The following is a 24,736-nucleotide window of genomic DNA, read 5'->3' on the forward strand; positions in this document are numbered from 1 at the left end:
TCCCGAACTATCCTTCCACGGCAGCAGCCCGGACAGTCTCGGAAACACGCGCTGCGTGATTCCGTTCCGGGTCGCGCAACACCCCGCCTTGCCCCCGAAAGGACCGTCGACGTGAGCCTCGTGCGCCTTGTTTATGCCAGCCGCAGCCGACTCGTCGAGGCGGATCGACGCGTCGAGCTCGCGCGCATTCTCGAGACGGCGCAACGGCTCAATGCCGAAAGGCATCTCACAGGTTTCCTGATGGCGACACCGGGCGGATTCGCCCAGATCCTCGAAGGCGAGGCCGGCTCTATCGCGGAAACCTATGGCCGGATCATGGTCGATCCGCGCCATGGCGATCTGCGTCTGCTGGCGCAGGATGCCGTTGCTCACCGGCAGTTCGCCGGCTGGGCGATGGCCTTCGCCGAGCGCAACGAGACGACCGCTTTCATCTTCAGTCTCTACGGCATCTCGCCGAATGCCGAAATCTTCGAACAGCCCCTGGACGTGCTGCTCGATCTCGCCGCCGAACTCGCCAGCGCCCGGGCCTAGAGCCATTCCAGTAAAAGTGCGTAGCGGTTTTGCGTCCGGAATTGCGGAGGAACAAAAGGATGGAACTGCCTATTTGGCGTCGCTGAGCAGCACCTTGTACTTCTCGATCTCGGCCGGGACCATCTTGGCGACGAACTCCGGCGACATCTCGTCGCTCGAAGGCAGCACCGAGGAGAGCTCCTTGAAGCGCCCATGCAGCTTCTCGCTGGAAAGCGCGGTGCGCAGTGCCTGGTTCAGTCGGTCGATCACCGGCTGCGGCGTGCCCTTCGGCGCGAAGATCGCATTCCAGCCCTGCGCCTGGAACGCCGGCAGCCCGGCCTCGGCCGAGGTCGGCACATCAGGCAGGCTCGGCAGGCGCTGCGGCGTCGCCACCACCAGCGCCTTGACCTTGTTGCCCTGGACCGCGCCGGAGAGCGAGGTCGCGGCATCGCAGACACCGTCGATCTGGCCACCCATCAGGTCGTTCAGCGCCGGCCCCGCGCCGCGATAGCTCACCAGCGCCACGTCGAGGCCGGACGCCTTCAGGAAGTTGCGGCAGATCAGATAGTTCGACGAGCCGACGCCGGCATGGCCGAGGCTGAGCTTGCCGGGATTGGCCTTGGCGTAGGCGAGGAACTCCTTGAGGTCCTTGGCCGGGAAGTCGAGCTTCAGCGCGATCATCGGCGAGGTCTTGGCGACGAGGCCGATCGGCACGAAATCGGCGGGCGTGTATTTGAGGTCGTTGTAGATCGTGTAGGAGGCGGCATTGGTGCCGCTGTTGCCGATCACGATGGTGTAGCCGTCGGGCTCGGCCCTCGCCGCCCGCGTCAAGGCGGTCGCGCCGCCCGCCCCGCCCATGTTCTCCATCACGATGCGCTGGCCGAGAACCTGCGCCATTTCCTCGCCGACCAGGCGCGCGATCACGTCGGAGGAGCCGCCGGCCGCGAACGGCACCAGCATGTTGATCGGCTTCGACGGATACTTGTCCTGGGCCTGTGCCGGCAGGACGGCGATCGCGGCGAGAACGGCCAGAGCAGCGCGCTTCATGAAAAAACATCTCCCTCGACGCCGGGCTTTTTCCAAAGCGGCATTCAGAACCGCCCTGCCCGATCAAAGCTGACGCTAGCATCGGCCTGACGCAGCGAAAAGCGCGAGCGAGCGCAACAATCTCGCGCAGCAATCGCGGTCGGCCCCTGTCGCAGGCAAACAAAAAGGGCGGCCCGAAGACCGCCCTTTTCGAAATGCTTGATGCCGGTGCGGCTCAGGCCGCCTGCTCGTCATCCGCCGTGAAGACCGGGCCGGAATCCTTGCCCTTGGCGTCGACGTCGCGATCGACGAACTCGATCACCGCGAGCGGGGCGTTGTCGCCGAAGCGGAAGCCCGCCTTCATGATGCGCAGATAGCCGCCATTGCGCTCCTTGTAGCGCGGGCCGAGCACGGCGAAGAGCTTGCCGACCAGGGCGACGTCCTTGATCTGCGCGATCGCCTGGCGGCGGGCGTGCAGGTCACCGCGCTTGCCGAGCGTGACCAGCTTCTCGACGACCGGACGCAGATCTTTCGCCTTCGGCAGCGTGGTGGTGATCTGCTCGTGCTTGATCAGGGCCTGGGCCATGTTGGCGAACATCGCCTGGCGATGCTCGGCAGTGCGGTTGAAACGACGACCGCGGAAACCGTGACGCATGTTTGGCTCCTTCGTTGCTTACGGCCGCCGTGCCACGGAACGGCCGTCCTTTATGCTCCGGTGCTCATGCGCCGGGCGGGAAGTGGCGCGGGAAGCAGTCCCGCGCCGGGGTCTCAGTAATGCTCTTCGAAGCGCTTCGCCAGCTCTTCGATGTTCTCCGGCGGCCAGCCCTGCACGTCCATGCCGAGATGGAGGCCCATGGTGGCGAGCACTTCCTTGATCTCGTTCAGCGACTTGCGGCCGAAGTTCGGGGTGCGCAGCATCTCGCCCTCCGACTTCTGGATGAGATCGCCGATATAGACGATGTTGTCGTTCTTCAGGCAGTTCGCCGAGCGGACCGACAGTTCGAGCTCGTCGACCTTCTTGAGCAGGGCCGGGTTGAACGGCAGCTGCGGCGCGGTCGAGACGGCCTCTTCCTTGCGCGGCTCTTCGAAGGTGATGAAGACGGCGAGCTGGTCCTGCAGGATGCGGGCGGCGAGCGCCAGCGCGTCCTCAGGCGAAACCGAGCCGTTGGTCTCGATCTGCATGGTCAGCATGTCGCGGTCGAGATTCTGGCCCTCGCGGGTGTTCTCGACGCGATAGGAGACCTTCTTGACCGGCGAGTACAGGCTGTCGACCGGGATCAGGCCAATCGGCGCGTCCTCGGGACGGTTCTGCTCGGAGGGGACATAGCCCTTGCCGGTGTTGACCGTGAACTCCATGCGGATCTCGGCCCCGTCGTCGAGCGTGCAGAGCACGAGCTCGGGGTTGAGGATCGAGACGTCGCCGATGGTGTTGATGTCGCCTGCCGTCACGGCGCCCGGGCCGGTCTTGCGCAGGGTCATGCGCTTGGGACCCTCGCCCTGCATCTTGATGGCGATCGCCTTGATGTTCAGGACGATGTCGGTGACGTCCTCGCGCACGCCCGGGATCGAGGAGAACTCATGCAGCACGCCGTCGATCTGGACGGCGGTGACGGCAGCGCCCTGGAGCGAGGAGAGCAGCACGCGACGCAGCGCATTGCCGAGCGTCATGCCGAAGCCGCGCTCGAGCGGACGCGCGATCACGGTAGCCTGACGCTTCGGGTCGTCGCCGACCTTGACTTCGAGCTTGTTAGGCTTGGACAGATCCTGCCAATTCTTGCTGATCACGACCGCACTCCTGGTGATTCAATAATGGCGGCGGCGGGCCGCCCCGTACCGGCGTCCGCCCCTGCGGACGCCGCTTCGATCCGGCTAAGGCTCAGACGCGGCGACGCTTGCGCGGCCGGCAGCCATTGTGCGGGATCGGCGTCACGTCGCGGATCGAGGTGACGGTGAAGCCGGCGGCCTGCAGCGCGCGCAGCGCCGACTCGCGGCCCGAACCCGGACCGGTGACCTCGACCTCAAGGGTGCGCATGCCGTGCTCGGCAGCCTTGCGGGCAGCGTCCTCGGCGGCGACCTGGGCGGCATAGGGGGTCGACTTGCGCGAGCCCTTGAACCCCATCGTGCCGGCGGACGACCACGAGATCGTGTTGCCCTGCGCGTCGGTGATGGTGATCATGGTGTTGTTGAACGAGGCGTTCACATGCGCGACGCCGGAGACGATGTTCTTGCGTTCGCGACGACGGACGCGTTGGGCTTCCTTGGCCATAGTCTCTTTCTTCCATCCTTCAGACGCGCCCGTGATGCCAGGCGCTGGGGATATCGCCTGCCCGCGAGCGGGTCAGGCGACGCAAAACAATGCAGCGGGCCGGTTGTCCGGCCCGCCGACACTCACTTCTTCTTGCCGGCGATCGGCTTCGCCTTGCCCTTGCGGGTGCGGGCGTTGGTGTGGGTGCGCTGGCCGCGCACCGGCAGCGAGCGGCGATGGCGCAGGCCGCGATAGCAGCCGAGGTCCATCAGGCGCTTGATGTTCATCGAGACTTCGCGACGCAGATCGCCCTCGACGAGATAGTCGCGGTCGATCGCCTCGCGGATCTGGAGAACCTCGGCGTCGGTCAGCTGGTTGACCCGGCGCTCGGCGGCGATGCCGACCTTCTCGCAGATCTCCTTGGCCTTGTGGGCGCCGATGCCGTGAATGTACTGCAGACCGATGACGACGCGCTTGCCGGTCGGAATGTTGACGCCCGCGATACGAGCCATGTTCTTCACCTCTCCATTGTGGCCATGACGCCAGGCGCCATGACAATGACAAGAACTCCGCGTCCGGTGGAGGCCGGCCCTTGCGGAGCGTTGAATCCAGTCCACGCGAGAAAGCGACGTCGACCCTTCTTGCGAAGGCATCGGCATCGCTCAGCTGAAACCGGATGGCGCGCTGGTAGTCGGTTAAGCGCGCCCTGTCAACCCAGTCGCGCCCGCCCCCGCTGCCTTTACTTCTTCACCAGCGGGCACTTGCTCTCCGACAGCGGCGCGATGATCTCGGCCGCCGGAATCTTGCGGACCACCTTGAAATAGTCCCAGGGCGCCTTCGATTCGGAAGGGGCCTTGGCCTCGACCAGCAGCATGTCGTTCAGCAGCCGGCCATCTTCGCGGATCTTGGCGCCGGGTGCATAGAAGTCGTCGACCGGCAGCTCCTTCATCTTGGCCGCGACAGCAGGGCCCGCGGCCGTGCCGGCCGCCTTCACCGCCTTGAGGTAGTGCAGCACCGAGGAGTAGACGCTGGCCTGGATCATACCCGGCATCTTCTTCGTCCGCGCCATATAGCGGTCGGCGAAGGCGCGGCTCGGCTTGTCGGCGTCATGGTAGTAGGCGGCGGTGGTGATCAGCCCCTTGGCCTTGTCGAGGCCGAGCCCGTGCACGTCGCTCAGGACCACGACCATGGCGGCGAGCTTCTGGCCGCCATCGACGAGGCCGAACTCACCGGCCTGCTTGATCGAATTGATCGTGTCGCTGCCGGCATTGGCGAAGGCGACGATCTTGGCCTTGGAGGCCTGCGCCTGCAGCAGGAAGGAGGAGAAGTCGGGCGTCGAGAGCGGCGCCCGCACGGTGCCGAGTGTCTTGCCGCCATTGGCGGCGACAACCCTCTCGATGTCGGCGGTGAGCTGATGGCCGAAGGCGTAGTCGGCGGCGATGATGTACCAGCTGTCGCCGCCCTCGCGCAGGATCGACAGCGCCGTGCCCTTGGCCGAGGTCGCCGTATCGAAGGTCCACATGAAGCCGGTCGCCATGCAGTCCTCGTTGAAGAGGCGCGTCGTCGCCGGGCCGTTGTAGAGCGCGACCTTCTGCTTTTCCTTGGCGATGCCGGCTACGGCGAGCGCCACGGCCGAATTGGTCAGGTCGGCGATGGCGGTGACGCCATCGACATCGTACCAGCGCCGCGCCAGGCCGGCGGCGACGTCCGGCTTGTTCTGGTGGTCGCCCGAGACGATCTCGATCGGCTTGCCCAGCACCGAGCCGCCAAAATCCTCGATCGCGAGCTTGGCCGCCTCGACCGAGCCGAGCCCGCCGAACTCGGCATAATTGCCCGACTGGTCGTTGAGGACGCCGATCTTGACCGCGTCCTGCGCCCGCACGGTCGAAGCCGTCGCCAGCAGCGCAGCCGCCACAAGGCAAGCAATCCGTTTCATGTCGTCCTCCCGTTTGCCGGCCGATCGGTCCACCGGCGATGGCGCGTGCCACCGGCATCGGCTGCCGTCGTCCCGTGTCTTGGCCGTCATGGGCCTGGGGCGGAGTTCAGTCGGAGGGAGGAGATGTGTCAATTGCAACCGCGGCGCGCGAAACCGCGCCTGCGCTGGCGTAAATGCGCACGGCGAGTCCCCTCACCGCTTGCGCACGAACTCCGTGCGCAGCACCAGGCCCTTGATGCTCTCGTGGCGGCAGTCGATCTCTTCGGGATTGTCCGTCAGCCGGATCGAGCGGATCACCGTGCCCTGCTTCAGGGTCTGGTTGGCGCCCTTGACCTTGAGGTCCTTGATCAGCGTCACCGCGTCGCCGTCGGCCAGGATGTTGCCGGAGGCGTCGCGGACCTCGAGCTTTTGCGCCGCGGCGGCTGCCAGTTCCGAAGCCGGGCGCCACTCGCCGGTCGCCTCGTCATAGACATAGTCGTCATCGCCATCGGCCATGGGCTCGGCTCCTTTGCCAAGAAAAAACCGCGCGACGAGAGCCGCGCGGCATCTGAATGACCGATCAGGCTGGATATCAGCCCGCCAGCGCCTGGTCGATCGCGCTCGCCACTTGCTCGATCGGCTGCATGCCGTCGATCGGCGTCAGCTGGCCGCGCTTCTCGTAATAGGGCGCGACGATCGCGGTGTCGCGGTTATAGGCTTCGAGCCGGGTCTTGAAGACCTCCGGGTCGTCGTCCTTGCGCACCGGCTGTCCGGCGGCCTTGGCCTCTTCGGCACGGCGCACGATCCGGTCGACGAGCTTGCTCTGGTCGACGCGGAGCTCCAGCACCTTGTCGAGCTTCAGCCCCTTGCCGGCCAGCATCGAGTCGAGCGCCTCGGCCTGCGCCAACGTGCGCGGGAAGCCGTCGAGGATGAAGCCCTTCCTGGCATCGGCTTCTTCGATGCGGTCGGCGACGATGCCGATGACGATCTCGTCCGAGACCAGCCCGCCGGCGTCCATCACGGCCTTGGCCTTGAGGCCGACCGGCGTGCTGGCGGCGACTGCCGCACGCAGCATGTCACCGGTCGAGAGCTGCGGAATGCCGTGCTTCGCGACGATCCGTGTCGCCTGAGTGCCTTTGCCCGCCCCCGGCGGCCCCAGGAAAATCAGCCTCATCAGCGCCTTGCCCCCCTCAACTTCGCCTTTTTGACCAGCCCCTCATACTGATGGGCCAGCAGATGACCATGGACCTGAGCCACCGTGTCCATGGTCGTCGTCACCACGATCAGCAGCGAGGTGCCGCCGAGCAGGATGATCGGAATCTGGGCATAGGTGATCATGAACTCCGGGATCAAGCAGACGATAGTCAAATAGGCGGCGCCGAGCACGGTGATGCGGGTCAGCACCCGGTCGATATGCTCGGCGGTGCGCTCGCCCGGGCGGATGCCGGGCATGAAGCCGCCATGCTTCTTGAGATTGTCCGCCGTCTCGACCGGATTGAACACGATCGCGGTGTAGAAGAAGCAGAAGAAGACAATCAGCGCCGCATAGAGGAACATGAACAGCGGCCGACCATGCGCGAGGTAGGTCGCCATCGTCGACAGGATGCCGGTGCCGCCCGAAGCCTGCGAGAAGCTAGCGATCGTGGTCGGCAGCAGCAGCAGCGACGAGGCGAAGATCGGCGGGATCACGCCGGCGGTGTTGAGCTTCAGCGGCAGGAACGAGGTCTGGCCCTCATACATGCGGTTGCCGACCTGGCGCTTGGGGTAGTTGATCAGCAGGCGGCGCTGGGCGCGCTCGACGAAGACCACGAAGGCGATGACGCAGACCGCCATCACCATGACGAGCAGCAGCAGGCCGGTCGAGATCGCGCCCTGGCGGCCGAGCTCGAGCGTCTGCGCCAGCTGGGCCGGGAATTCGGCGATGATGCCGGCGAAGATGATCATCGACGTGCCGTTGCCGATGCCGCGGCTGGTGATCTGCTCGCCGAGCCAGAGCAGGAACATGGTGCCGCCGACCAGCGTGATCGTGGTCGAGATCAGGAAGAACGGCCCCGGCTCCAGCACGAGATTGCCCGAGCCCTGCAGACCGACGCCGATGCCCCAGGCCTGGAACAGCGCCAGCACCAGCGTCAGATAGCGCGTGTACTGGTTGAGGATCTTGCGGCCCGCCTCGCCTTCCTTCTTCAGCGTCTCGAAGGTCGGGACGACGCTGGAGAGCAGCTGGATGATGATCGAGGCCGAGATGTACGGCATGATCGCCAGCGCGAAGATCGCGAGCCGGCCGACCGCACCGCCGGAGAACATGTTGAACAGGCCGAGCACACCCGACTGGGTCTGCTTGAACAGGTCCGCGACTGCATCCGGATTCATGCCGGGCAGCGGGATATAGGTGCCGAGCCGGTAGACGATCAGCGCCCCCAGCGTGAACCAGATCCGCTTCTTCAGTTCGTCGGCCTTGGCCAGCGCGCCGAAGTTCAGGTTTGCCGCAAGCTGTTCAGCCGCCGATGCCATGCGTCCGGTCCTTGGGTGTTTCTCTGGTCTAGACAGTCGAACGGCGGCCAAGGCTTCGGGCCCGGCCGCCGCTCGCGTTAGTCATGTAAGCGTGGAAGTCACGCCTGTGAAGCGGCAGCCGCCAGGATCTTGACCGTGCCACCAGCCTTCTCGATCGCCTCGACGGCCGACTTCGACGCACCGGCCACCTCGAAGGCGAGCTTCGCCTTGAGTTCGCCAACGCCGAGGATCTTGACGCCGTCCTTGGCCTGCCGGGTGATGACGCCCGCAGCGACCAGCGCCTCGATCGTCACCGCACCCTTGGCATCGAGCTTCCCGGCTTCGACCGCCTGCTGGATGCGACCGAGGTTGACCTCGTTCAGATCCTTGGAGAACAGGTTGTGGAAGCCGCGCTTCGGCAGGCGCCGATAAAGCGGCATCTGGCCGCCTTCGAAGCCCTTGACCGCCACGCCGGCGCGAGCCTTCTGGCCCTTGACGCCACGTCCGCCGGTCTTGCCCTTGCCGGAGCCGATGCCGCGGCCGACGCGGATGCGCGACTTGGTCGCGCCTTCGTTGTCACGAATATCAGTGAGTTTCATGGTTCGCCCTCCTCACTTCGCGTCGACGACGCGGACGAGGTGCTTGACCTTCTCGACCATGCCACGCGCAGCCGGCGTGTCCTGCAGGGTCGATTGGCGGCGGATCTTGTTCAGGCCGAGACCGATCAGGGTCTGGCGCTGCGAGGCGTCGCGGCGGATCGGCGAACCGATCTGCTCGACGGTGAAGGTCTTGTCAGCCTTTGCCATCGAACCCTCCTCACGCGTCCGCGCCGGCATCCGCGCCGGCATCGCGGCGGCGGGTCTGCAGGGCCGAAACCTTGAGCGAGCGACGCGCGGCGACGCTACGCGGCGAATCCTCGTTCTTCAGCGCATCGAAGGTGGCGCGCACGAGGTTGTACGGGTTCGAAGAGCCGAGCGACTTCGAGACCACGTCCTGCATGCCGACCGCCTCGAAGACGGCGCGCATCGGGCCGCCGGCGATGATGCCGGTACCGGCCGGGGCAGCGCGCAGGATGACCTTGCCGGCGCCATGACGGCCGTGGACGTCATGGTGCAGCGTGCGGCCATCGCGCAGCGGGACGCGGACGAGGCCACGCTTGGCGGCTTCCGTCGCCTTGCGGATCGCCTCAGGCACTTCACGGGCCTTGCCGTGGCCGAAGCCGACGCGGCCCTTCTGGTCGCCGACGACGACGAGGGCAGCGAAGCCGAAGCGACGGCCGCCCTTCACCACCTTGGCGACGCGGTTGATGTGGACCAGGCGGTCCACGAATTCAGAATCACGCTCTTCGCGGTTCTGACGGTCACGAGGTTCTCTCGCCATATCTTCCTCTTACTTGCGCGGACGGTGCCGATCATGGCCCGCCGCTCGCTCGAGCGCTCCGGAATGGAGCGACTTTCCAAATGCGATATGCGGGAAGCCCGTGAGGCCTCCCGCATCCCGCGATAGTCAACCAATCAGAAGCTCAGCCCGCCTTCGCGAGCAGCTTCGGCCAGCGCCTTGACGCGGCCATGGTACATATAGGCGCCACGGTCGAACACGACCTCCTTGACGCCGGCCATGATGGCGCGCTCGGCAAGGATCTTGCCGATCTGCGCCGCGGCCTCGACATTCGCGCCCGACTTGATGTCGGCGCGGATATCTTTGTCCAGCGACGAGGCCGAAGCGAGCGTCAGCCCCTTGGCGTCGTCGATGACCTGCGCATAGATCTGCTTGCCGGTGCGGTGCACCGACAGGCGGGCGCGGCCATTGGCCACCGCCTTGATCGCGCGACGGACGCGGGCCTTGCGGCGCGCAGTCGCAACTGTCTGCTTGCTCATGGCTCGCGTCCTTACTTCTTCTTGCCTTCCTTGCGGAAGATGAACTCGCCGGCGTACTTGACGCCCTTGCCCTTGTAGGGCTCGGGACCGCGATAGTCGCGGATCTCGGCGGCGGTCTGGCCGACGACCTGCTTGTCGATGCCGGAGATCACGATCTCGGTCGGCTTCGGCGTGACGATCGCGACCCCGGCCGGGATCGGATAGTCGATGTCGTGGCTGTAGCCGAGCGAGAGCTTCAGGATCTTGCCGGCGACCGCGGCCTTGTAGCCGACGCCGTTGATCTCGAGCTTCTTCTCGAATCCGGCCGTCGTACCGACGACCAGGTTGTTGATGCGGGCGCGCGAGGTGCCCCAGAGCGCGCGGGCGCGCTTGGTCTGCGAGCGCGGCTGGACGGCGATGGCGCCGTTCTCCAGTGCAACCGAGACCTCCTCGGGAACCTCGAAGGACAACTCGCCCTTCGAGCCCTTGATCTTGACCAGCTGGCCCGAGACGTTGGCAGTGACGCCAGCGGGGACCGAGACGGGCTTCTTACCGATACGAGACATTGGATCTCTCCTGATGAGCAGCTGTGCGCGAAAGGTCAGAAGACCTTGCAGAGCACTTCGCCGCCCACGTTCTGCTCGCGGGCAAGATGATCGGACATCACGCCACGGGGCGTGGAGACGATGGTGACGCCGAGGCCGTCGGCCACGCGAGGCATGGTCTCGACCGAGGAGTAGACGCGACGGCCGGGCTTCGACACGCGCGAGATCGACCGGATGACCGGCTGTCCCTCGTGGTACTTCAGCTCGATGTCGAACTCGGTGCGGCCGTTGCCGAACTCGGTGGTCGAATAGCCGCGGATGTAGCCTTCTGACTGCAGCACGTCCAGAACGCGGGCACGCAGCTTCGAGCCCGGAGTGGAAACGCGCGACTTGCGCCGCATCTGCGCATTGCGGATGCGGGTCAGCATATCGCCAAGCGGATCGATGATCGCCATGATGCTACCTCCTCACCAGCTCGACTTGACGAGGCCGGGAACCAGCCCCTTGTTGCCGAGCTCGCGCAAAGCAACGCGCGACATCTTCAACTTGCGATAGAAAGCGCGCGGGCGGCCGGTGACTTCGCAACGGTTGCGCACGCGGATGCCGGCGGAATTGCGCGGCAGTTCGGCCAGCTTCAGGCGAGCGAGGAAGCGCTCGTCCATCGACTGGTTCTCGTCATTAGCGATCGCGAGAAGACGCGCACGACGGCCCGCGAATTTCTTCACGAGCGCCTTGCGGCGGTTGTTGTTCTCGACGGAGCTTTTCTTAGCCATCGATATCTCCTGGTTTCCGCGTATGAGCCCGAAGGCTCACTGCCGGAACGGGAAGTTGAAGTGCTTGAGCAGGGCGCGTGCCTCGTCATCCGACTTCGCAGTCGTGCAGACGATCACGTCCATGCCCCAGACCTGGTCGACCTTGTCGTAGTTGATCTCGGGGAACACGATGTGCTCCTTGATCCCGAGCGCGAAATTGCCGCGCCCGTCGAACGACTTCGGGTTGAGACCACGGAAGTCGCGCACTCGCGGAAGAGCAATGGTAACGAGCCGGTCGACGAACTCGAACATCTTGGTCTTGCGCAGCGTGACCTTGGCACCCACCGCCATGTTCTCGCGCAGCTTGAAGCCGGCGATGGCGAGGCGGGACTTGGTGATGACCGGCTTCTGGCCGGCGATCATGGCGAGGTCGCCGGCGGCGTTGTCGACCTTCTTGCGGTCGGCCGTGGCTTCGCCCACGCCCATGTTGATGACGACCTTCTCGAGGGTCGGCACTTCCATGACGTTCTTGTAGCCGAACTCGGCGATCATCGCGGGACGGACGACGTCCTCGTAATGCTTCTTCAAACGCGGCGAGAGCGCCGCCTGCTGATTGTCAGCCATCGATCAGATCCCCCGAACGCTTGGCGAAACGGACCTTGCGGCCGTCATCGAGCACCTTGAAGCCGACGCGGGTCGGCTTGCCGTCCTTCGGATCGGCAACGGCCAGGTTCGACAGGTCGATCGTGGCTTCCTTGCTGATGATGCCGCCCTCGGACTGGGCGGTCGCCTTGGTGTGCTTCTTCACCAGGTTCACGCCGCGCACGACGGCGCGGGCATCCTTCGGCAGGACCTGGAGCACTTCGCCGTTCTTGCCCTTGTCGCGGCCGGCGAGCACGACGACCTTGTCGCCCTTCTTGATTTTCGCAGCCATCACAGCACCTCGGGAGCGAGCGAAATGATCTTCATGTGGTTCTTGGCGCGCAGCTCGCGCGGAACCGGTCCGAAGATACGGGTGCCCACCGGCTCCTTCTGGTTGTTGATCAGCACGGCCGCGTTGCGGTCGAAGCGGATCACCGAACCATCGGCGCGCTTGATGTCCTTGGCGGTGCGCACGACGATCGCCTTCATGACGTCGCCCTTCTTCACGCGGCCGCGCGGGATGGCTTCCTTGATCGAAACCACAATGATGTCGCCGATGCGGGCATAGCGCCGCTTCGAGCCGCCGAGAACCTTGATGCACATCACGCGGCGGGCGCCAGAATTGTCGGCGACCTCGAGATTCGTCTGCACCTGGATCATGGCCTTGATCCTTCCATTCCATATCAGCGCGGTTTCCGGACAAAGGCGTTATGCCCTGCCCGGACTACGACTGACGGGGGTCGATCGCCCCCTGGCCTCAATGATTCGACTTACGCCTTGGGAGCGTTGTCGAGCACAACCCAGCTTTTCAGCTTGGAAATGGGCTTCGACTCCTCGATCCAGACCGAGTCACCGACCTTGAACGACCCCGCCTCGTCATGGGCGTGATAGTTCTTCGAACGGCGCACCGTCTTCTTGAGGAGCGGGTGCGTATAACGCCGCTCGACCTTGACCACAACAGTTTTGTTTTGCTTGTCGCTAACGACGACGCCCTGCAGCACGCGCTTCGGCATGGTCCCCTACTCCTCAGGCGCTCACTGCCGCGGTCTTCGACCGCTGCAGTGTCTTGATGCGGGCGATCTCCTTGCGCACCAGGGTGACCCGAGCGGTATTCTCGAGCTGACCGGTGGCGCGCTGGAAACGCAGGTTGAACTGCTCCTTCTTGAGCTTGAGAAGCTCGTCCTGGAGCTGGTCCGCGCTCATCACTTTGAGATCGGACAGGCGTTGAGTCGATTTCATCTCGCCCTCCTTACTCGGCGATGCGCTGGATGAAGCGGGTCTTGATCGGCAGCTTGGCGGCGCCGAGACGGAGCGCCTCGCGGGCGATATCCTCCGGCACACCGTCGAGCTCGAACATGATCCGGCCCGGCTTGACCTTGGCCGCCCAGAACTCGGGCGAACCCTTGCCCTTACCCATGCGGACTTCGGTCGGCTTCTTCGAAACCGGCACGTCCGGGAAGATCCGGATCCAGACTCGGCCCGCGCGCTTCATGGCGCGGGTGATGGCACGACGGGCCGCCTCGATCTGGCGGGCCGTGACGCGCTCCGGCTCCTGGGCCTTCAGGCCGAACTGGCCGAAGTTGAGGTCCGTACCGCCCTTGGCGACGCCGGAAATGCGTCCCTTGAACTGCTTACGGAACTTAGTGCGCTTTGGTTGCAGCATGGCTCTTCTCGATCAGCCTTACGCAGCCTGCTCGCGACGTTCGCGGCGCTCACCACCGGAGCGGCCGCCCTCGTCCGAGAGGCGCTTGTCCTGGGCCATCGGGTCGTGTTCGAGGATCTCGCCCTTGAAGATCCAGACCTTGATCCCGCACGTGCCATAGGTCGTGAAGGCGGTGGCGACGCCGTAATCGACGTCGGCGCGCAGCGTATGCAGCGGCACGCGGCCCTCACGATACCATTCGAGGCGCGCGATTTCCGCGCCGCCGAGACGGCCCGAGCAGTTGATGCGGATGCCCTCGGCGCCCAGACGCATCGCCGACTGCACGGCGCGCTTCATGGCGCGACGGAAGGCGACGCGGCGCTCGAGCTGCTGCGCGATCGAGTCGGCGACCAGGGTCGCGTCGATCTCGGGCTTGCGCACCTCGACGATGTTGATCGTCACGTCGGCGTTCGTCAGCTTCGAGACCGTCTTGCGCAGCTTCTCGATGTCGGCACCCTTCTTGCCGATCACCACGCCCGGACGAGCCGAGTGGATGGTGACGCGGCACTTCTTGTGCGGACGCTCGATGATGATCTTCGAGACGGCGGCCTGCTTCAGCAGCTTCATCAGGGCGGCGCGGATCGCCATGTCCTCATGAAGCAGCTTGCCGTACTCGCCCTTGCTGGCGAACCAGCGCGAATCCCAGGTCCGGTTGATGCCGAGACGAAGGCCGATCGGATTGATTTTCTGACCCATCGTTCTCTCCTCAGGCCTTCGCAGCCTGAACTTCGCGCACCACGATCGTGATGTTGGCGAAGGGCTTCATGATGCGGGCGCCACGGCCGCGAGCGCGGGCATGGAAGCGCTTCATGACCAGCGCCTTGCCGACGAAAGCCTGGGACACGACGAGGTCGTCGACGTCGAGATCATGGTTGTTCTCGGCGTTGGCGATCGCGCTCTGCAGGCACTTGCGCACATCGGTCGAGATCCGCTTGCGCGAGAACTCGAGGTCGGCGAGCGCGGTCGAGACCTTCTTGCCGCGGATGAGCTGGGCGAGAAGGTTCAGCTTCTGCGGGGAGACGCGCAGGTTGCGCGCCACCGCCTTGGCCTCGTTCTCGGGCAGCGCACGGGGGGCGGAGGGCTTACCCATGGCTTACTTCCTCTTCGCCTTCTTGTCGGCAGCGTGGCCGGGGAAGGTGCGCGTCGGCGAGAACTCGCCGAACTTGTGGCCCACCATCTCCTCGGAGACGTTCACCGGCACATGCTTGTGGCCGTTGTAGACGCCGAACGTCAGACCGACGAACTGCGGGAGGATCGTGGAGCGGCGGCTCCAGATCTTGATGACTTCCGACCGGCTCGCCGAACGGGCGACCTCGGCCTTCTTCAGGAGGTATCCGTCGACAAACGGACCTTTCCAAAGCGAACGCGCCATGACGGACCTCAGTTCTTCTTCTTGCGGGCGTGACGGCTCGACACGATGAACGTATCGGTCCGCTTGTTCGAGCGGGTCTTCTTGCCCTTGGTCGGCAGACCCCAGGGCGTGACCGGATGACGGCCGCCCGAGGTACGGCCTTCGCCGCCGCCGTGCGGATGGTCGACCGGGTTCATCGAGACACCACGGTTGTGCGGACGACGACCCAGCCAGCGCGAGCGCCCGGCCTTGCCGTCATTCCGGTTCATGTGGTCGGGGTTCGAGACCGCGCCCACCGTCGCATAGCACAGGCCGCTGATCAGGCGCTGCTCGCCCGAGTTCAGGCGGACGATGACGTAACCCTGGTCGCGACCGACGATCTGGGCGTAGTTGCCCGCCGAGCGCGCCAGCGCCCCGCCCTTGCCGATCTTGAGCTCGACATTGTGGACGATCGTGCCGATCGGCAGCGAGCCCATCGGGGCCGCGTTGCCAGGCTTCACGTCGACGCTGTCGCCGGCGATGACGCTGTCGCCGACCGCCAGGCGCTGCGGCGCCAGGATGTAGGCGAGCTCACCGTCCTGGTACTTGATCAGCGCGATGAAGGCCGAGCGGTTCGGATCATACTCGATCCGCTCCACGGCAGCCGGGATGCCGGCCTTGCCGCGACGCTTGAAATCGATCAGGCGCAGCGTGCGCTTGTGGCCACCGCCGCGGAAGCGGACGGTGATGCGGCCGAGATTGTTGCGGCCACCCGAGGACGACTTGCCCTCGGTCAGCGCCTTGACCGGCTTGCCCTTATAGAGCTCGCTGCGGTCGACGATCACGAGCTGGCGAAGGCTCGGCGTGATCGGCTTGAAACTCTTCAAAGCCATGATGACGATCCTTCCCTCAAAGCCCAGTGGTCACGTCGATGGAGTGACCTTCTTCGAGGGTCACGACCGCCTTCTTGACGTCCGAGCGCTGACCGAGACGGCCCCGGAAGACCTTCATCTTGCCCTCGGTGACCATCGTGTTGACGCTGATCACCTTGACATCGAACAGCTTCTCGATCGCCGCCTTGATCTGCGGCTTGGTCGCGGTCTTCGCGACCTTGAAGACGACCTTGTTATGCTCGGAGAGCATGGTCGCCTTTTCGGTGATCACCGGGCCACGGATGACGTCGTAGTGGCGCGGATCCAAGTTCTTGGACTGGCTCATTTGAAGCGCGCCTCCAGCGCATCGACAGCCGAGCGCGTCAGCACGAGCTTGTCGCGACGCAGGATGTCATAGACGTTGATGCCCTGAACCGGCAGGACGTCGACATTCGGGATCGAACGCGCCGCCAGGCCGAAGTTCACATCGATCTCGGCGCCGCCGATCACCAGCGCGCTCGACAGGTCCAGCTTGCCGAAATGGCCAAGCAGGATCTTGGTCTTCGGCTCGGCGAGCTTGACGTCGTCGATGATGATCAGGCCGGCGTCCTTGGCCTTGGCCGAGAGCGCATGGCGCAAAGCGAGCGCCTTGACCTTCTTGGGCAGGTCATGGGCGTGGTCGCGCACGACCGGGCCGAAGGCCTTGCCGCCGCCGCGGAACTGCGGAGCCGAAGCCGCACCATGACGAGCGCCGCCGGTGCCCTTCTGCTTGTAGATCTTCTTGCGGGTGCGATCGACTTCCGAACGCCCCTTCGACTTGTGCGTGCCGGCGCGGCGCTTGGCGAGCTGGTAGCGCACCATGCGGGCGAGCAGGTCGGCGCGCGGCTCGAGGCCGAAGATCGCGTCGGACAGCTCGAGCGAGCCGGCATTGCCACCTTCAAGAGTGACGATATCGAGTTTCATCACACGTTCTCCTCAGCCTGGGCCGCAGGAGCCTCGACAATCTCGGCCTTGCCCTCACCGGAGACCTTGAACTTGCCCGGCAGGGGCGCGTCCTTCGGCAGCGAGCGCTTGACCGCGTCGCGGACATGGATCCAGCCGCCGGCAACGCCGGGGACGGCGCCCTCGACCAGGATCAGGCCGCGCTCGGCGTCCGTCTGGACGACGCGCAGGTTCTGCGTGGTAACGCGCTCGGCACCGAGATGGCCCGGCATCTTCTTGTTCTTGAAGGTCTTGCCCGGGTCCTGACGGCCACCGGTCGAACCGATCGAGCGATGCGAGACCGAGACGCCGTGCGTGGCGCGCAGACCGCCGAAGTTCCAGCGCTTCATGCCGCCGGCGAAGCCCTTACCGGTGGTCGTGCCCGACACGTCGACGAACTGGCCGACGACGAAGTGGTCGGCGGTCAGCTCGGCGCCGACCGGAATCAACGCGTCGTCGCTGACGCGGAACTCGACCAGCTTCTGCTTCGGCTCGACCTTGGCAACAGCGAAATGGCCGCGCTGCGCCTTCGAGACGTTCTTGACCTTGGCACGGCCCGTCCCGAGCTGCACGGCGACATAGCCGTTCTTGTCCTTCGTGCGGTGCGCGACAACCTGACAGTTGTCGAGCTTCAGCACGGTGACCGGGATGTGCTCGCCGGCATCGGTGAAGATGCGGGTCATCCCGACTTTCTGTGCAATCACACCGGAACGCATCGGTGCATACCTTCCTTTGGGGTCATGTCCATCCGGGGGCACCGGAAACAGAGGACCCGTTTAATCGGATCAGAGCTTGATTTCGACGTCGACGCCGGCGGCGAGATCGAGCTTCATGAGGGCGTCGACCGTCTGGGGGGTCGGATCGACGATATCGAGAACCCGCTTATGGGTCCGCATCTCGAACTGCTCACGCGACTTCTTGTCGATGTGGGGCGAGCGGTTGACGGTGAACTTCTCAATCAGGGTCGGCAGCGGAATCGGGCCGCGGACCTGAGCGCCGGTGCGCTTGGCGGTCGAGACGATCTCGCGCGTCGACGCATCGAGGATACGATGGTCGAACGCCTTGAGGCGGATCCGGATATTCTGACCGTTCATGGTCGTGTTATCTCCGTGACGTGAAAAGACGAAAGCCCCGAAGGGCTTCCGCCCTCAGATCAGCCGTTACGCGATGATCGAAGCGACGACGCCGGCGCCGACGGTGCGTCCGCCTTCGCGGATGGCGAAGCGCAGCTTCTCTTCCATCGCGATCGGCACGATCAGGTGGACTTCCATGGTGATGTTGTCACCAGGCATCACCATCTCGGTGCCCTCGGGCAGGTGCACCACGCCGGTCACGTCCGTCGTGCGGAAGTAGAACTGCGGGCGGTAGTTGGTGAAGAACGGGGTGTGGCGGCCGCCCTCCTCCTTGGTCAGGATGTAGGCCTCGGCCTTGAACTTGGTGTGCGGCTTGACCGAACCCGGCTTGCACAGGATCTGGCCGCGCTCGACGTCCTCGCGCTTGGTGCCGCGCAGCAGCGCGCCGATGTTGTCGCCCGCCTGGCCCTGGTCCAGCAGCTTGCGGAACATCTCGACGCCGGTCACGGTCGTCTTCACCGTGTCCTTCAGGCCGACGATCTCGATTTCCTCGCCGACCTTGACGATGCCGCGCTCGACGCGGCCGGTCACCACCGTGCCGCGGCCCGAGATCGAGAACACGTCCTCGACCGGCATCAGGAAGGGCTGGTCGATCGGGCGCTCAGGCTGCGGGATGTAGTCGTCGACCGTCTTCATCAGCGCGATCACCGCATCATGCCCGATCTCCGGGGTGACGCCGTCCAGCGCGGCCTTGGCCGAGCCCTTGGTGATCGGGATGTCGTCGCCCGGGAAGTCGTACTTCGACAGAAGTTCGCGGATCTCCATCTCGACCAGCTCGAGCAGCTCGGCGTCGTCGACCAGATCGACCTTGTTCATGAACACCACCAGCGCGGGAACGCCGACCTGGCGCGCCAGCAGGATGTGCTCGCGGGTCTGCGGCATCGGGCCGTCGGCAGCCGACACCACCAGGATCGCGCCGTCCATCTGCGCCGCGCCGGTGATCATGTTCTTCACATAGTCGGCGTGCCCGGGGCAGTCGACGTGGGCATAGTGGCGGGCAGGCGTCTCGTACTCGACGTGAGCCGTCGAGATCGTGATGCCGCGCGCCTTCTCTTCCGGCGCCTTGTCGATCTGGTCATACGCCGTGAACGACGCGCCGCCGGACTCAGCCAGAACCTTCGTGATCGCCGCCGTCAACGACGTCTTGCCATGGTCAACGTGACCAATCGTGCCGATGTTGCAGTGCGGCTTCGTCCGAGCAAACTTCTCTTTGGCCATGTCAGCCTCCGTCAGATCTTCTCAAGTGTTCCGTGTAATGCGTTGTTCGATCAGGCGTATTTGGCCTGAACCTCAGCAGCCACCGCGGACGGCACCTGCTCGTAATGGTCGAACTGCATCGTGTAATTGGCGCGGCCCTGGCTGAACGAGCGCAGCTGGTTCACATAGCCGAACATGTTGGCGAGCGGGACCATCGCATTCACGACGACCGCGTTGCCGCGCATGTCCTGGCCCTGGATCTGGCCGCGCCGGGAGTTCAGGTCACCGATGACCGAGCCGGTATAGTCTTCAGGCGTCACCACCTCGACCTTCATGATCGGCTCGAGCAAGACCGAGCCGCCCTTCTGCAGGCCTTCACGCAGAGCAGCGCGAGAGGCGATTTCGAAGGCCAGAGCCGAGGAGTCGACTTCGTGGAAGGCGCCGTCGATCAGCGTGACCTTGACGTCGACGACCGGGAAGCCGGCGAGCACGCCGGAGCCGATGACCGAGTTGAGGCCCTTCTCGACGCCGGGGATGTACTCCTTCGGCACCGAGCCGCCGACGACCTTCGACTCGAACTCGAAGCCCTTGCCGGTCTCGTTCGGCTCGATGACGAGCTTGACGCGGGCGAACTGGCCCGTACCGCCGGTCTGCTTCTTGTGGGTGTAGTCGATCTCGGCCTTCTTGGTCAGCGTCTCGCGATACGCAACCTGCGGCGCGCCGATATTGGCGTCGACCTTGTAGGTCCGGCGCAGGATGTCGACCTTGATGTCGAGATGCAGCTCGCCCATGCCCTTGAGAATGGTCTGGCCGCTCTCCTGATCGGTCGAGACGCGGAAGGACGGATCCTCGTTCGCGAGCTTCGACAGGGCGAGGCCCAGCTTCTCCTGGTCGGCCTTGGACTTCGGCTCGATCGCGATCGTGATGACCGGCTCGGGGAACTCCATGCGCTCGAGGATCACGGCGTGGGTCGGATCGCACAGCGTGTCGCCGGTGCGGACGTCCTTGAGGCCAGCCAGGGCGACGATGTCGCCGGCGAAAGCCTCCTTGATGTCCTCGCGGTTGTTCGCGTGCATCAGCAGCATGCGGCCGACGCGCTCTTTCTTGTCGCGCGTCGAGTTGATGACGCCCTGGCCGGCCTCGACCTTGCCGGAATAGACGCGGCAGAAGGTGATGGTGCCGACGAAGGGGTCGTCCATGATCTTGAAGGCGAGCATGGCGAAGGGATCCTCGTCCGTCGGGTGACGAACGGTCTCTTCTTCGGTCTTGAAGTCGATGCCCTTGATGTCGCCGCGATCGACCGGCGACGGCAGGAAGTCGACGACGGCGTCGAGCAGCGGCTGCACGCCCTTGTTCTTGAAGGCCGAGCCGCAAAGAACCGGGTGGAAGGCGCGGCGCTGCACGGCAGTCCGCACCAAGCGGCGCAGCGTGGCAGCGTCGGGCTCGGTCCCGTCGAGATAGGCTTCCATCGCCGCATCGTCCATCTCGACGGCGGCTTCGACCAGCTTCGAGCGGTACTCGACAGCCTTGTCGGCGAGATCGGCCGGGATCTCCTGCTCTTCGAACGAAGCGCCGAGCGCCTCGCCGTTCCAGACGATCGCCTTCATCTTGATGAGGTCGATGACGCCGGCGAAATTCGACTCCGAACCGATCGGAAGCTGCAGGCAGACGGGCTTGCCGGCGACGCGGTCGATGATGTCCTGGACGCAGCGATAGAAATCGGCGCCGATCTTGTCCATCTTGTTAACGAAGACGACGCGCGGGACGTCGTACTTGTCGGCCTGGCGCCAGACGGTCTCGGTCTGGGGCTCGACGCCCTGGTTGCCGTCGAGCACGCACACGGCGCCGTCGAGCACGCGCAGCGAACGCTCGACTTCAATGGTGAAGTCGACGTGGCCGGGGGTGTCGATGATGTTCAGGCGGTGATCTTGCCACAGGCAAGTCGTCGCGGCGGAGGTGATCGTGATGCCACGCTCCTGCTCCTGCGTCATCCAGTCCATGGTGGCGGCGCCGTCATGGACTTCGCCGATCTTATGGCTCTTGCCGGTGTAGAACAGGATGCGCTCGGTCGTCGTCGTCTTGCCGGCATCAATGTGAGCCATGATGCCGAAGTTACGATAGCGATCGATGGGATGAGAACGGGGCATGGAGATGCTCTGTCTTTCCGGGTCCGAACGGACGAATTACCAGCGGTAGTGCGAGAAGGCGCGGTTGGCTTCCGCCATCCGGTGCGTGTCTTCGCGCTTCTTGACGGCGTTGCCACGGTTGTTGGCAGCGTCCATCAGCTCGGCCGAGAGGCGCTCGACCATGGTGCGGTCGTTGCGGCCGCGGGCGGCGGCAATCAGCCAGCGGATGGCGAGAGCCTGGCGGCGCTCGGTGCGAACCTCGACCGGGACCTGATAGGTCGCACCGCCGACGCGGCGGGAACGGACCTCGATCGCCGGGGCGACGTTCTCGAGCGCGGTCTTGAAGACGGCGAGCGGATCGCTCTTCAGCTTGCCTTCGATGATCTCGAAGGCGCCGTAGACGATGCCTTCGGCAGTCGACTTCTTGCCCTCGTACATGACCGAGTTCATGAACTTGGTCACGATCACGTCGCCGAACTTGGCGTCCGGGATGATCTCGCGCTTTTCGGCACTGTGGCGGCGGGACATCGTCTAGTCTCCGGTCAAATCTCAAAAGCTGCGAACCGGCTGGGGCATCTTGCCCCGCCGATCGGGCAGGAAAATTACTTCGGACGCTTGGCGCCGTACTTCGAACGGCGCTGCTTGCGGTTCTTGACGCCCTGCGTGTCGAGCACGCCGCGCAGGATGTGGTAGCGCACGCCGGGAAGGTCCTTGACGCGGCCGCCGCGGATCATGACGACCGAGTGCTCCTGAAGGTTGTGGCCTTCACCCGGGATGTAGCCGATGACCTCGAAGCCGTTGGTCAGACGCACCTTGGCGACCTTGCGGAGCGCCGAGTTCGGCTTCTTCGGGGTCGTCGTATAGACACGCGTGCAGACGCCGCGCTTCTGCGGGCAATTCTCGAGCGCCGGAGCAGTGTTACGCGCCTTGACCGGCGAACGCGGCTTGCGGATCAGCTGGCTGATTGTCGGCATTTAAGGCCTCTCGCTCCCTTGAGCGCTAGATGAATTTCGTGTCCATTCCGGCGCCGCAAGAGGCCATGACCAAACGAAGCCGCGCCATCGGCGCCCATTTACGGGGCCTCAGGCGCGTTCGCCATGCAGAGGAACACGGAACGAGCCCGCATTCATGCGTCCTGCCATGTCGTCGTTAGACGCTGGAATTCCGATGGAGTTTCGGTCGCGAACCTCGCTTGCAACAAAGGCAAGCGACAAACGTGTCCGACAGCCATCGACAGTGGCGCGCTTATGACTCAGGTAAGGATTCGCGTCAACCCCGGATTTGCCCCTTTGGGCCCGTTGCGGTCAGCTTGTTCTGCAGGCTGACCGGCGAAGCAGTCTCTAGGCTAAAAGTAAGAGACGGATTCAGCTTCAATCGTCGTCATCTTCCGCACTCGCCCGCATCTGGTCGTTCCAGAGCCTGCGGTAGAGGCCGGAGCGCTTGCGCATCAGGCTCGTATGGTCGCCGCGCTGCACGACTCGGCCGGCATCCATGACGATGATCTCGTCCATGTCGGCGATAGAGGTCAGCCGGTGCGTCACGAACAGCAGGCTGCGGCCGCGCCCGATCTTCTTCAGCGTGCGGTTGATCGCGGCCTCGGTGGTCTGGTCGAGCGCCGAGGTCGCCTCGTCGAGGAGCAGGATCGCCGGGTCGCGCAGCAAGGCGCGGGCAATGGCGATGCGCTGGCGCTGCCCGCCCGACAGGGTCTCGCCGCGCTCGCCGACCATGGTGTCGTAGCCATCAGGCAGGCTGGTGATGAACTTATGGATCTCGGCCTTCTTCGCGGCGGCCTCGACCTCGGCGTCAGACGCCTCCAATGAGCCGAGCCGGATGTTCTCGCGCAGCGAGGTGTTGAACAGGACATTGTCCTGGAACACCACCGCCATCTGGGCCCGCAGCGAGTCGCGGGTGACGCTGGCGATATCGATGCCGTCGATCGTCACCTTGCCGCGCTGCGGATCATGGAAGCGCAGCAGCAGGCTGAGCAGCGTGCTCTTGCCCGCCCCGCTCGGCCCGACGATGGCGACGCGCGAGCCGGCGGGAATCGAAAGGTCGAGCCCGTCGATCTGGGCGCCCTCCCCGCCATAGGAGAAACGCACGCCCTCAAAGCCGATTTCATGCGCGATGCGCGGGCACTCGACAGCGTTCGGCCGGTCCGAGACCCGGATCGGCTCGTCGAGGATGTCGCGCATGTGCCTGACAGCGCCGGACGCGTCGATCACCACCGGGATGTACTGGGTCAGGTGGTTGAGATTGTAGGTGATCTCCCAGAACACCGCCTCGAAGGCGACGAAGGTGCCCACCGTGATCACGTCGTTGAAGGTGAGATAGGCGCCGATCGCCAGCACGATCAGGTGCAGCCAGAGCACGACGATCGTGATCGAGCGCTCGACCATGGTGTTGAGGAAGGTCGAGCGGCTCTGAGCCGCCCGCAGTACGCTGTTGCGCTGGCCGAACCAGCGCTGCGAGATGCGCACTAGGCCGAAGGCCTTCACCACCGGCTGGGCGCCGATATTCTCCTGGACGACGCCGAGCTCGCCCGCCTGCGCCCGCTTGACCTCGTAGCTGGCAGCGACCGCCTTCGGCGTGAGCAGCCGCGGCCCGATCAGCGCGATCGGGATGATCAGCAGTGCGAGCAGGCCGAGCTCGGTGTTGAGGTAAATCAGCAGGGCGATGCCGGCCAGCAGTTCCAGCAGCGGCAGCGCCCCCCAATTGGCGAAATGGATGACCGACTCTTCATAGGTGGTCATGTCGTTGGAGAAGCGCGACAGGATCTCGCCGCGGCGATGCCGCTCGTAGAAGCTCAGCGGCAGCTTCTGGATATGCTCGAACAGCGAGCGGCGCACATCGGTGGTGATCGCCGCCGTCACCTTCGCGTCGATCCATTCGTACCAGATCGCCACCACCGAGGTGATGATGCCGGCGATGCCGAGGACGCTGAGGATGAAGACCAGCTCGCTGCGATCCTTGTCCTCGAATACCTCGTCCAGGAGGTATTTGAGCGAGAGCGGCATCAGCACGTTGAAGGCCATCTCGACCAGGAGGCCGAGCCCGACCAGCGCGATGCCGAGCCGATGCGGGCCGAGATGCGGCCAGGTGAAGGAGAGGACGCCCTTCAGCGCGCCGGCGGCTTCGCCAGCGGTGTAGACGACCGGACCGTCATCGTCCTCGTCGTCCTCCTCTTCATCATCCTCGTCGTCTTCGTCCTCATCGTCATCCGCCGCTGCCGCGCCGGACAGCGCGCGCCGCTTCGGCTCCTCGGGCGGACGCGAGGCCGGCCGCTTCGCCGCGCCGGTGGCCTTCGTCGCCGGATCGGGCACGGCACTATTCTCGCCCGTGCCCGGCTTGACCTCGTCGTCGCTCACTGATCATCGGCGGGGCTGGACCAGCGCCCGCCGCTCCCTCTCGGATCGG

General features: G+C 65.0%; 36 protein-coding genes. 1 reads left to right on the top strand and 35 read right to left on the bottom strand.

Annotation, left to right across the window (positions count from 1 at the left end):
• Positions 1 to 111: 111 nt before the first annotated feature.
• The gene (locus GV161_RS28165; RefSeq protein ID WP_159650491.1) at positions 112 to 531 is read left to right on the top strand and encodes a BLUF domain-containing protein; all 420 of its coding nucleotides are present in this window, start codon (positions 112 to 114) and stop codon (positions 529 to 531) included.
• Between the two features lie 69 nt (positions 532 to 600).
• Here GV161_RS28165 and GV161_RS28170 read toward each other — a convergent pair whose 3' ends face one another.
• The 35 genes from GV161_RS28170 to GV161_RS28340 all read right to left on the bottom strand — a co-directional run bounded on the left by GV161_RS28170 (position 601) and on the right by GV161_RS28340 (position 24,687).
• On the bottom strand, positions 601 to 1,557 hold the full coding sequence (locus GV161_RS28170) for a tripartite tricarboxylate transporter substrate-binding protein (protein WP_152013691.1): 957 nt from the start codon (positions 1,555 to 1,557) through the stop codon (positions 601 to 603).
• 214 nt (positions 1,558 to 1,771) lie between these two features.
• On the bottom strand, positions 1,772 to 2,191 hold the full coding sequence (gene rplQ, locus GV161_RS28175; RefSeq protein ID WP_100962331.1) for a 50S ribosomal protein L17: 420 nt from the start codon (positions 2,189 to 2,191) through the stop codon (positions 1,772 to 1,774).
• 113 nt (positions 2,192 to 2,304) lie between these two features.
• Positions 2,305 to 3,321: a DNA-directed RNA polymerase subunit alpha gene (locus GV161_RS28180; protein ID WP_152013690.1), complete on the bottom strand. Its 1,017-nt coding sequence runs from the start codon at positions 3,319 to 3,321 to the stop codon at positions 2,305 to 2,307.
• A gap of 91 nt (positions 3,322 to 3,412) precedes the next feature.
• A complete protein-coding gene (gene rpsK / locus GV161_RS28185) occupies positions 3,413 to 3,802 on the bottom strand; it encodes a 30S ribosomal protein S11 (protein ID WP_043237079.1) in 390 nt (129 codons plus the stop codon).
• A 122-nt stretch (positions 3,803 to 3,924) separates the two neighbouring features.
• Positions 3,925 to 4,293 carry a 30S ribosomal protein S13 gene (rpsM, locus tag GV161_RS28190; protein ID WP_152013689.1) on the bottom strand — a complete coding sequence of 123 codons (369 nt, stop codon included), beginning with the start codon at positions 4,291 to 4,293 and terminating at the stop codon, positions 3,925 to 3,927.
• Between the two features lie 227 nt (positions 4,294 to 4,520).
• Positions 4,521 to 5,717: an ABC transporter substrate-binding protein gene (locus tag GV161_RS28195; RefSeq protein ID WP_152013688.1), complete on the bottom strand. Its 1,197-nt coding sequence runs from the start codon at positions 5,715 to 5,717 to the stop codon at positions 4,521 to 4,523.
• A 192-nt stretch (positions 5,718 to 5,909) separates the two neighbouring features.
• Positions 5,910 to 6,212, bottom strand: coding sequence for an alkylphosphonate utilization protein (locus tag GV161_RS28200; protein WP_152013687.1), 303 nt, complete (start codon positions 6,210 to 6,212; stop codon positions 5,910 to 5,912).
• A 76-nt stretch (positions 6,213 to 6,288) separates the two neighbouring features.
• Positions 6,289 to 6,870, bottom strand: coding sequence for an adenylate kinase (locus GV161_RS28205; RefSeq protein WP_152013686.1), 582 nt, complete (start codon positions 6,868 to 6,870; stop codon positions 6,289 to 6,291).
• Positions 6,870 to 8,207, bottom strand: a complete 1,338-nt coding sequence (gene secY, locus GV161_RS28210) for a preprotein translocase subunit SecY (protein WP_152013685.1) — start codon at positions 8,205 to 8,207, stop codon at positions 6,870 to 6,872. The genes GV161_RS28205 and secY overlap by 1 nt, the downstream gene beginning before the upstream one ends.
• Positions 8,208 to 8,305: 98 nt before the next feature.
• On the bottom strand, positions 8,306 to 8,785 hold the full coding sequence (rplO, locus tag GV161_RS28215) for a 50S ribosomal protein L15 (protein WP_152013684.1): 480 nt from the start codon (positions 8,783 to 8,785) through the stop codon (positions 8,306 to 8,308).
• Between the two features lie 12 nt (positions 8,786 to 8,797).
• On the bottom strand, positions 8,798 to 8,992 hold the full coding sequence (gene rpmD, locus GV161_RS28220) for a 50S ribosomal protein L30 (protein WP_152013683.1): 195 nt from the start codon (positions 8,990 to 8,992) through the stop codon (positions 8,798 to 8,800).
• Between the two features lie 10 nt (positions 8,993 to 9,002).
• Positions 9,003 to 9,566, bottom strand: a complete 564-nt coding sequence (rpsE, locus tag GV161_RS28225) for a 30S ribosomal protein S5 (RefSeq protein WP_091842240.1) — start codon at positions 9,564 to 9,566, stop codon at positions 9,003 to 9,005.
• 134 nt (positions 9,567 to 9,700) lie between these two features.
• Positions 9,701 to 10,063: a 50S ribosomal protein L18 gene (rplR, locus tag GV161_RS28230; RefSeq protein WP_152013682.1), complete on the bottom strand. Its 363-nt coding sequence runs from the start codon at positions 10,061 to 10,063 to the stop codon at positions 9,701 to 9,703.
• Positions 10,064 to 10,074: 11 nt separating this feature from the next.
• Positions 10,075 to 10,608 (bottom strand): 50S ribosomal protein L6, encoded by a 534-nt coding sequence (gene rplF / locus GV161_RS28235; RefSeq protein WP_152013681.1) that lies wholly within the window; start codon positions 10,606 to 10,608, stop codon positions 10,075 to 10,077.
• A gap of 35 nt (positions 10,609 to 10,643) precedes the next feature.
• On the bottom strand, positions 10,644 to 11,042 hold the full coding sequence (rpsH, locus tag GV161_RS28240; RefSeq protein WP_057193248.1) for a 30S ribosomal protein S8: 399 nt from the start codon (positions 11,040 to 11,042) through the stop codon (positions 10,644 to 10,646).
• A 12-nt stretch (positions 11,043 to 11,054) separates the two neighbouring features.
• Positions 11,055 to 11,360: a 30S ribosomal protein S14 gene (rpsN, locus tag GV161_RS28245; RefSeq protein ID WP_057193250.1), complete on the bottom strand. Its 306-nt coding sequence runs from the start codon at positions 11,358 to 11,360 to the stop codon at positions 11,055 to 11,057.
• Between the two features lie 36 nt (positions 11,361 to 11,396).
• Positions 11,397 to 11,963, bottom strand: a complete 567-nt coding sequence (gene rplE / locus GV161_RS28250; RefSeq protein ID WP_091842249.1) for a 50S ribosomal protein L5 — start codon at positions 11,961 to 11,963, stop codon at positions 11,397 to 11,399.
• The gene (gene rplX / locus GV161_RS28255) at positions 11,956 to 12,273 is read right to left on the bottom strand and encodes a 50S ribosomal protein L24 (protein WP_057193254.1); all 318 of its coding nucleotides are present in this window, start codon (positions 12,271 to 12,273) and stop codon (positions 11,956 to 11,958) included. Before rplX ends, rplE begins: the two co-directional genes overlap by 8 nt.
• Positions 12,273 to 12,641 carry a 50S ribosomal protein L14 gene (gene rplN, locus GV161_RS28260; RefSeq protein WP_091842252.1) on the bottom strand — a complete coding sequence of 123 codons (369 nt, stop codon included), beginning with the start codon at positions 12,639 to 12,641 and terminating at the stop codon, positions 12,273 to 12,275. The genes rplX and rplN overlap by 1 nt, the downstream gene beginning before the upstream one ends.
• A 110-nt stretch (positions 12,642 to 12,751) precedes the next feature.
• Positions 12,752 to 12,994: a 30S ribosomal protein S17 gene (gene rpsQ, locus GV161_RS28265; protein ID WP_091842255.1), complete on the bottom strand. Its 243-nt coding sequence runs from the start codon at positions 12,992 to 12,994 to the stop codon at positions 12,752 to 12,754.
• Between the two features lie 13 nt (positions 12,995 to 13,007).
• Positions 13,008 to 13,220, bottom strand: a complete 213-nt coding sequence (gene rpmC, locus GV161_RS28270) for a 50S ribosomal protein L29 (protein ID WP_091842257.1) — start codon at positions 13,218 to 13,220, stop codon at positions 13,008 to 13,010.
• A gap of 10 nt (positions 13,221 to 13,230) precedes the next feature.
• The gene (gene rplP / locus GV161_RS28275; RefSeq protein ID WP_057193262.1) at positions 13,231 to 13,644 is read right to left on the bottom strand and encodes a 50S ribosomal protein L16; all 414 of its coding nucleotides are present in this window, start codon (positions 13,642 to 13,644) and stop codon (positions 13,231 to 13,233) included.
• 18 nt (positions 13,645 to 13,662) lie between these two features.
• Positions 13,663 to 14,379, bottom strand: a complete 717-nt coding sequence (rpsC, locus tag GV161_RS28280; protein ID WP_152013680.1) for a 30S ribosomal protein S3 — start codon at positions 14,377 to 14,379, stop codon at positions 13,663 to 13,665.
• Between the two features lie 10 nt (positions 14,380 to 14,389).
• On the bottom strand, positions 14,390 to 14,773 hold the full coding sequence (gene rplV, locus GV161_RS28285; protein ID WP_091842262.1) for a 50S ribosomal protein L22: 384 nt from the start codon (positions 14,771 to 14,773) through the stop codon (positions 14,390 to 14,392).
• 3 nt (positions 14,774 to 14,776) lie between these two features.
• Complete coding sequence (gene rpsS, locus GV161_RS28290; protein ID WP_091842265.1) at positions 14,777 to 15,055, bottom strand: 30S ribosomal protein S19; 279 nt, start codon at positions 15,053 to 15,055, stop codon at positions 14,777 to 14,779.
• A gap of 8 nt (positions 15,056 to 15,063) precedes the next feature.
• Complete coding sequence (rplB, locus tag GV161_RS28295; protein ID WP_057193278.1) at positions 15,064 to 15,906, bottom strand: 50S ribosomal protein L2; 843 nt, start codon at positions 15,904 to 15,906, stop codon at positions 15,064 to 15,066.
• 16 nt (positions 15,907 to 15,922) lie between these two features.
• Positions 15,923 to 16,231 (bottom strand): 50S ribosomal protein L23, encoded by a 309-nt coding sequence (locus GV161_RS28300; RefSeq protein WP_091842271.1) that lies wholly within the window; start codon positions 16,229 to 16,231, stop codon positions 15,923 to 15,925.
• Positions 16,228 to 16,848: a 50S ribosomal protein L4 gene (rplD, locus tag GV161_RS28305; protein WP_091842274.1), complete on the bottom strand. Its 621-nt coding sequence runs from the start codon at positions 16,846 to 16,848 to the stop codon at positions 16,228 to 16,230. The genes GV161_RS28300 and rplD overlap by 4 nt, the downstream gene beginning before the upstream one ends.
• Positions 16,848 to 17,582, bottom strand: coding sequence for a 50S ribosomal protein L3 (gene rplC, locus GV161_RS28310; RefSeq protein WP_152013679.1), 735 nt, complete (start codon positions 17,580 to 17,582; stop codon positions 16,848 to 16,850). The genes rplD and rplC overlap by 1 nt, the downstream gene beginning before the upstream one ends.
• A gap of 69 nt (positions 17,583 to 17,651) precedes the next feature.
• Positions 17,652 to 17,960 carry a 30S ribosomal protein S10 gene (gene rpsJ / locus GV161_RS28315; RefSeq protein WP_043237115.1) on the bottom strand — a complete coding sequence of 103 codons (309 nt, stop codon included), beginning with the start codon at positions 17,958 to 17,960 and terminating at the stop codon, positions 17,652 to 17,654.
• A 66-nt stretch (positions 17,961 to 18,026) separates the two neighbouring features.
• Positions 18,027 to 19,217: an elongation factor Tu gene (tuf, locus tag GV161_RS28320; protein WP_100962336.1), complete on the bottom strand. Its 1,191-nt coding sequence runs from the start codon at positions 19,215 to 19,217 to the stop codon at positions 18,027 to 18,029.
• A 50-nt stretch (positions 19,218 to 19,267) separates the two neighbouring features.
• Positions 19,268 to 21,343, bottom strand: coding sequence for an elongation factor G (fusA, locus tag GV161_RS28325; RefSeq protein WP_152013678.1), 2,076 nt, complete (start codon positions 21,341 to 21,343; stop codon positions 19,268 to 19,270).
• Positions 21,344 to 21,379: 36 nt separating this feature from the next.
• The gene (gene rpsG, locus GV161_RS28330) at positions 21,380 to 21,850 is read right to left on the bottom strand and encodes a 30S ribosomal protein S7 (protein WP_091843752.1); all 471 of its coding nucleotides are present in this window, start codon (positions 21,848 to 21,850) and stop codon (positions 21,380 to 21,382) included.
• A 74-nt stretch (positions 21,851 to 21,924) separates the two neighbouring features.
• Positions 21,925 to 22,296 (bottom strand): 30S ribosomal protein S12, encoded by a 372-nt coding sequence (gene rpsL / locus GV161_RS28335; protein WP_057189964.1) that lies wholly within the window; start codon positions 22,294 to 22,296, stop codon positions 21,925 to 21,927.
• Between the two features lie 396 nt (positions 22,297 to 22,692).
• Complete coding sequence (locus GV161_RS28340) at positions 22,693 to 24,687, bottom strand: ABC transporter ATP-binding protein (RefSeq protein WP_244623980.1); 1,995 nt, start codon at positions 24,685 to 24,687, stop codon at positions 22,693 to 22,695.
• Positions 24,688 to 24,736: the final 49 nt, after the last annotated feature.

It is taken from the genome of Bosea sp. 29B (genome assembly GCF_902506165.1).
Taxonomy (GTDB): domain Bacteria; phylum Pseudomonadota; class Alphaproteobacteria; order Rhizobiales; family Beijerinckiaceae; genus Allobosea.

What these genes read in the sequence shown, in the direction of transcription:
- rpsN (WP_057193250.1), bottom strand. Translation starts at nt 11,360, where the DNA reads ATGGCTAAGAAAAGCTCCGTCGAGAACAACAACCGCCGCAAGGCGCTC.
- rplB (WP_057193278.1), bottom strand. Translation starts at nt 15,906, where the DNA reads ATGGCTTTGAAGAGTTTCAAGCCGATCACGCCGAGCCTTCGCCAGCTC.
- rpsK (WP_043237079.1), bottom strand. Translation starts at nt 3,802, where the DNA reads ATGGCCAAGGAAGCCCAACGCGTCCGTCGTCGCGAACGCAAGAACATC.
- fusA (WP_152013678.1), bottom strand. Translation starts at nt 21,343, where the DNA reads ATGCCCCGTTCTCATCCCATCGATCGCTATCGTAACTTCGGCATCATG.
- rplQ (WP_100962331.1), bottom strand. Translation starts at nt 2,191, where the DNA reads ATGCGTCACGGTTTCCGCGGTCGTCGTTTCAACCGCACTGCCGAGCAT.
- rplR (WP_152013682.1), bottom strand. Translation starts at nt 10,063, where the DNA reads ATGAGCAAGCAGACAGTTGCGACTGCGCGCCGCAAGGCCCGCGTCCGT.
- rplX (WP_057193254.1), bottom strand. Translation starts at nt 12,273, where the DNA reads ATGGCTGCGAAAATCAAGAAGGGCGACAAGGTCGTCGTGCTCGCCGGC.
- rplO (WP_152013684.1), bottom strand. Translation starts at nt 8,785, where the DNA reads ATGAAACTCACTGATATTCGTGACAACGAAGGCGCGACCAAGTCGCGC.
- rpsH (WP_057193248.1), bottom strand. Translation starts at nt 11,042, where the DNA reads ATGGCGATCATCGATCCGCTTGGCGATATGCTGACCCGCATCCGCAAT.
- rpsG (WP_091843752.1), bottom strand. Translation starts at nt 21,850, where the DNA reads ATGTCCCGCCGCCACAGTGCCGAAAAGCGCGAGATCATCCCGGACGCC.
- rpsQ (WP_091842255.1), bottom strand. Translation starts at nt 12,994, where the DNA reads ATGCCGAAGCGCGTGCTGCAGGGCGTCGTCGTTAGCGACAAGCAAAAC.
- GV161_RS28195 (WP_152013688.1), bottom strand. Translation starts at nt 5,717, where the DNA reads ATGAAACGGATTGCTTGCCTTGTGGCGGCTGCGCTGCTGGCGACGGCT.
- rplC (WP_152013679.1), bottom strand. Translation starts at nt 17,582, where the DNA reads ATGCGTTCCGGTGTGATTGCACAGAAAGTCGGGATGACCCGCATCTTC.
- rpsL (WP_057189964.1), bottom strand. Translation starts at nt 22,296, where the DNA reads ATGCCGACAATCAGCCAGCTGATCCGCAAGCCGCGTTCGCCGGTCAAG.
- tuf (WP_100962336.1), bottom strand. Translation starts at nt 19,217, where the DNA reads ATGGCCAAAGAGAAGTTTGCTCGGACGAAGCCGCACTGCAACATCGGC.
- rpsE (WP_091842240.1), bottom strand. Translation starts at nt 9,566, where the DNA reads ATGGCGAGAGAACCTCGTGACCGTCAGAACCGCGAAGAGCGTGATTCT.
- rplF (WP_152013681.1), bottom strand. Translation starts at nt 10,608, where the DNA reads ATGTCTCGTATCGGTAAGAAGCCCGTCTCGGTCCCCGCTGGCGTCACT.
- rplE (WP_091842249.1), bottom strand. Translation starts at nt 11,963, where the DNA reads ATGGCTGACAATCAGCAGGCGGCGCTCTCGCCGCGTTTGAAGAAGCAT.
- rpsJ (WP_043237115.1), bottom strand. Translation starts at nt 17,960, where the DNA reads ATGAACGGTCAGAATATCCGGATCCGCCTCAAGGCGTTCGACCATCGT.
- rplP (WP_057193262.1), bottom strand. Translation starts at nt 13,644, where the DNA reads ATGCTGCAACCAAAGCGCACTAAGTTCCGTAAGCAGTTCAAGGGACGC.
- rplN (WP_091842252.1), bottom strand. Translation starts at nt 12,641, where the DNA reads ATGATCCAGGTGCAGACGAATCTCGAGGTCGCCGACAATTCTGGCGCC.
- rpsC (WP_152013680.1), bottom strand. Translation starts at nt 14,379, where the DNA reads ATGGGTCAGAAAATCAATCCGATCGGCCTTCGTCTCGGCATCAACCGG.
- GV161_RS28205 (WP_152013686.1), bottom strand. Translation starts at nt 6,870, where the DNA reads ATGAGGCTGATTTTCCTGGGGCCGCCGGGGGCGGGCAAAGGCACTCAG.
- rplV (WP_091842262.1), bottom strand. Translation starts at nt 14,773, where the DNA reads ATGGGTAAGCCCTCCGCCCCCCGTGCGCTGCCCGAGAACGAGGCCAAG.
- rpsM (WP_152013689.1), bottom strand. Translation starts at nt 4,293, where the DNA reads ATGGCTCGTATCGCGGGCGTCAACATTCCGACCGGCAAGCGCGTCGTC.
- GV161_RS28200 (WP_152013687.1), bottom strand. Translation starts at nt 6,212, where the DNA reads ATGGCCGATGGCGATGACGACTATGTCTATGACGAGGCGACCGGCGAG.
- rpmC (WP_091842257.1), bottom strand. Translation starts at nt 13,220, where the DNA reads ATGAAATCGACTCAACGCCTGTCCGATCTCAAAGTGATGAGCGCGGAC.
- rpsS (WP_091842265.1), bottom strand. Translation starts at nt 15,055, where the DNA reads ATGGCGCGTTCGCTTTGGAAAGGTCCGTTTGTCGACGGATACCTCCTG.
- GV161_RS28300 (WP_091842271.1), bottom strand. Translation starts at nt 16,231, where the DNA reads ATGAGCCAGTCCAAGAACTTGGATCCGCGCCACTACGACGTCATCCGT.
- rplD (WP_091842274.1), bottom strand. Translation starts at nt 16,848, where the DNA reads ATGAAACTCGATATCGTCACTCTTGAAGGTGGCAATGCCGGCTCGCTC.
- secY (WP_152013685.1), bottom strand. Translation starts at nt 8,207, where the DNA reads ATGGCATCGGCGGCTGAACAGCTTGCGGCAAACCTGAACTTCGGCGCG.
- GV161_RS28170 (WP_152013691.1), bottom strand. Translation starts at nt 1,557, where the DNA reads ATGAAGCGCGCTGCTCTGGCCGTTCTCGCCGCGATCGCCGTCCTGCCG.
- rpmD (WP_152013683.1), bottom strand. Translation starts at nt 8,992, where the DNA reads ATGGCAAAGGCTGACAAGACCTTCACCGTCGAGCAGATCGGTTCGCCG.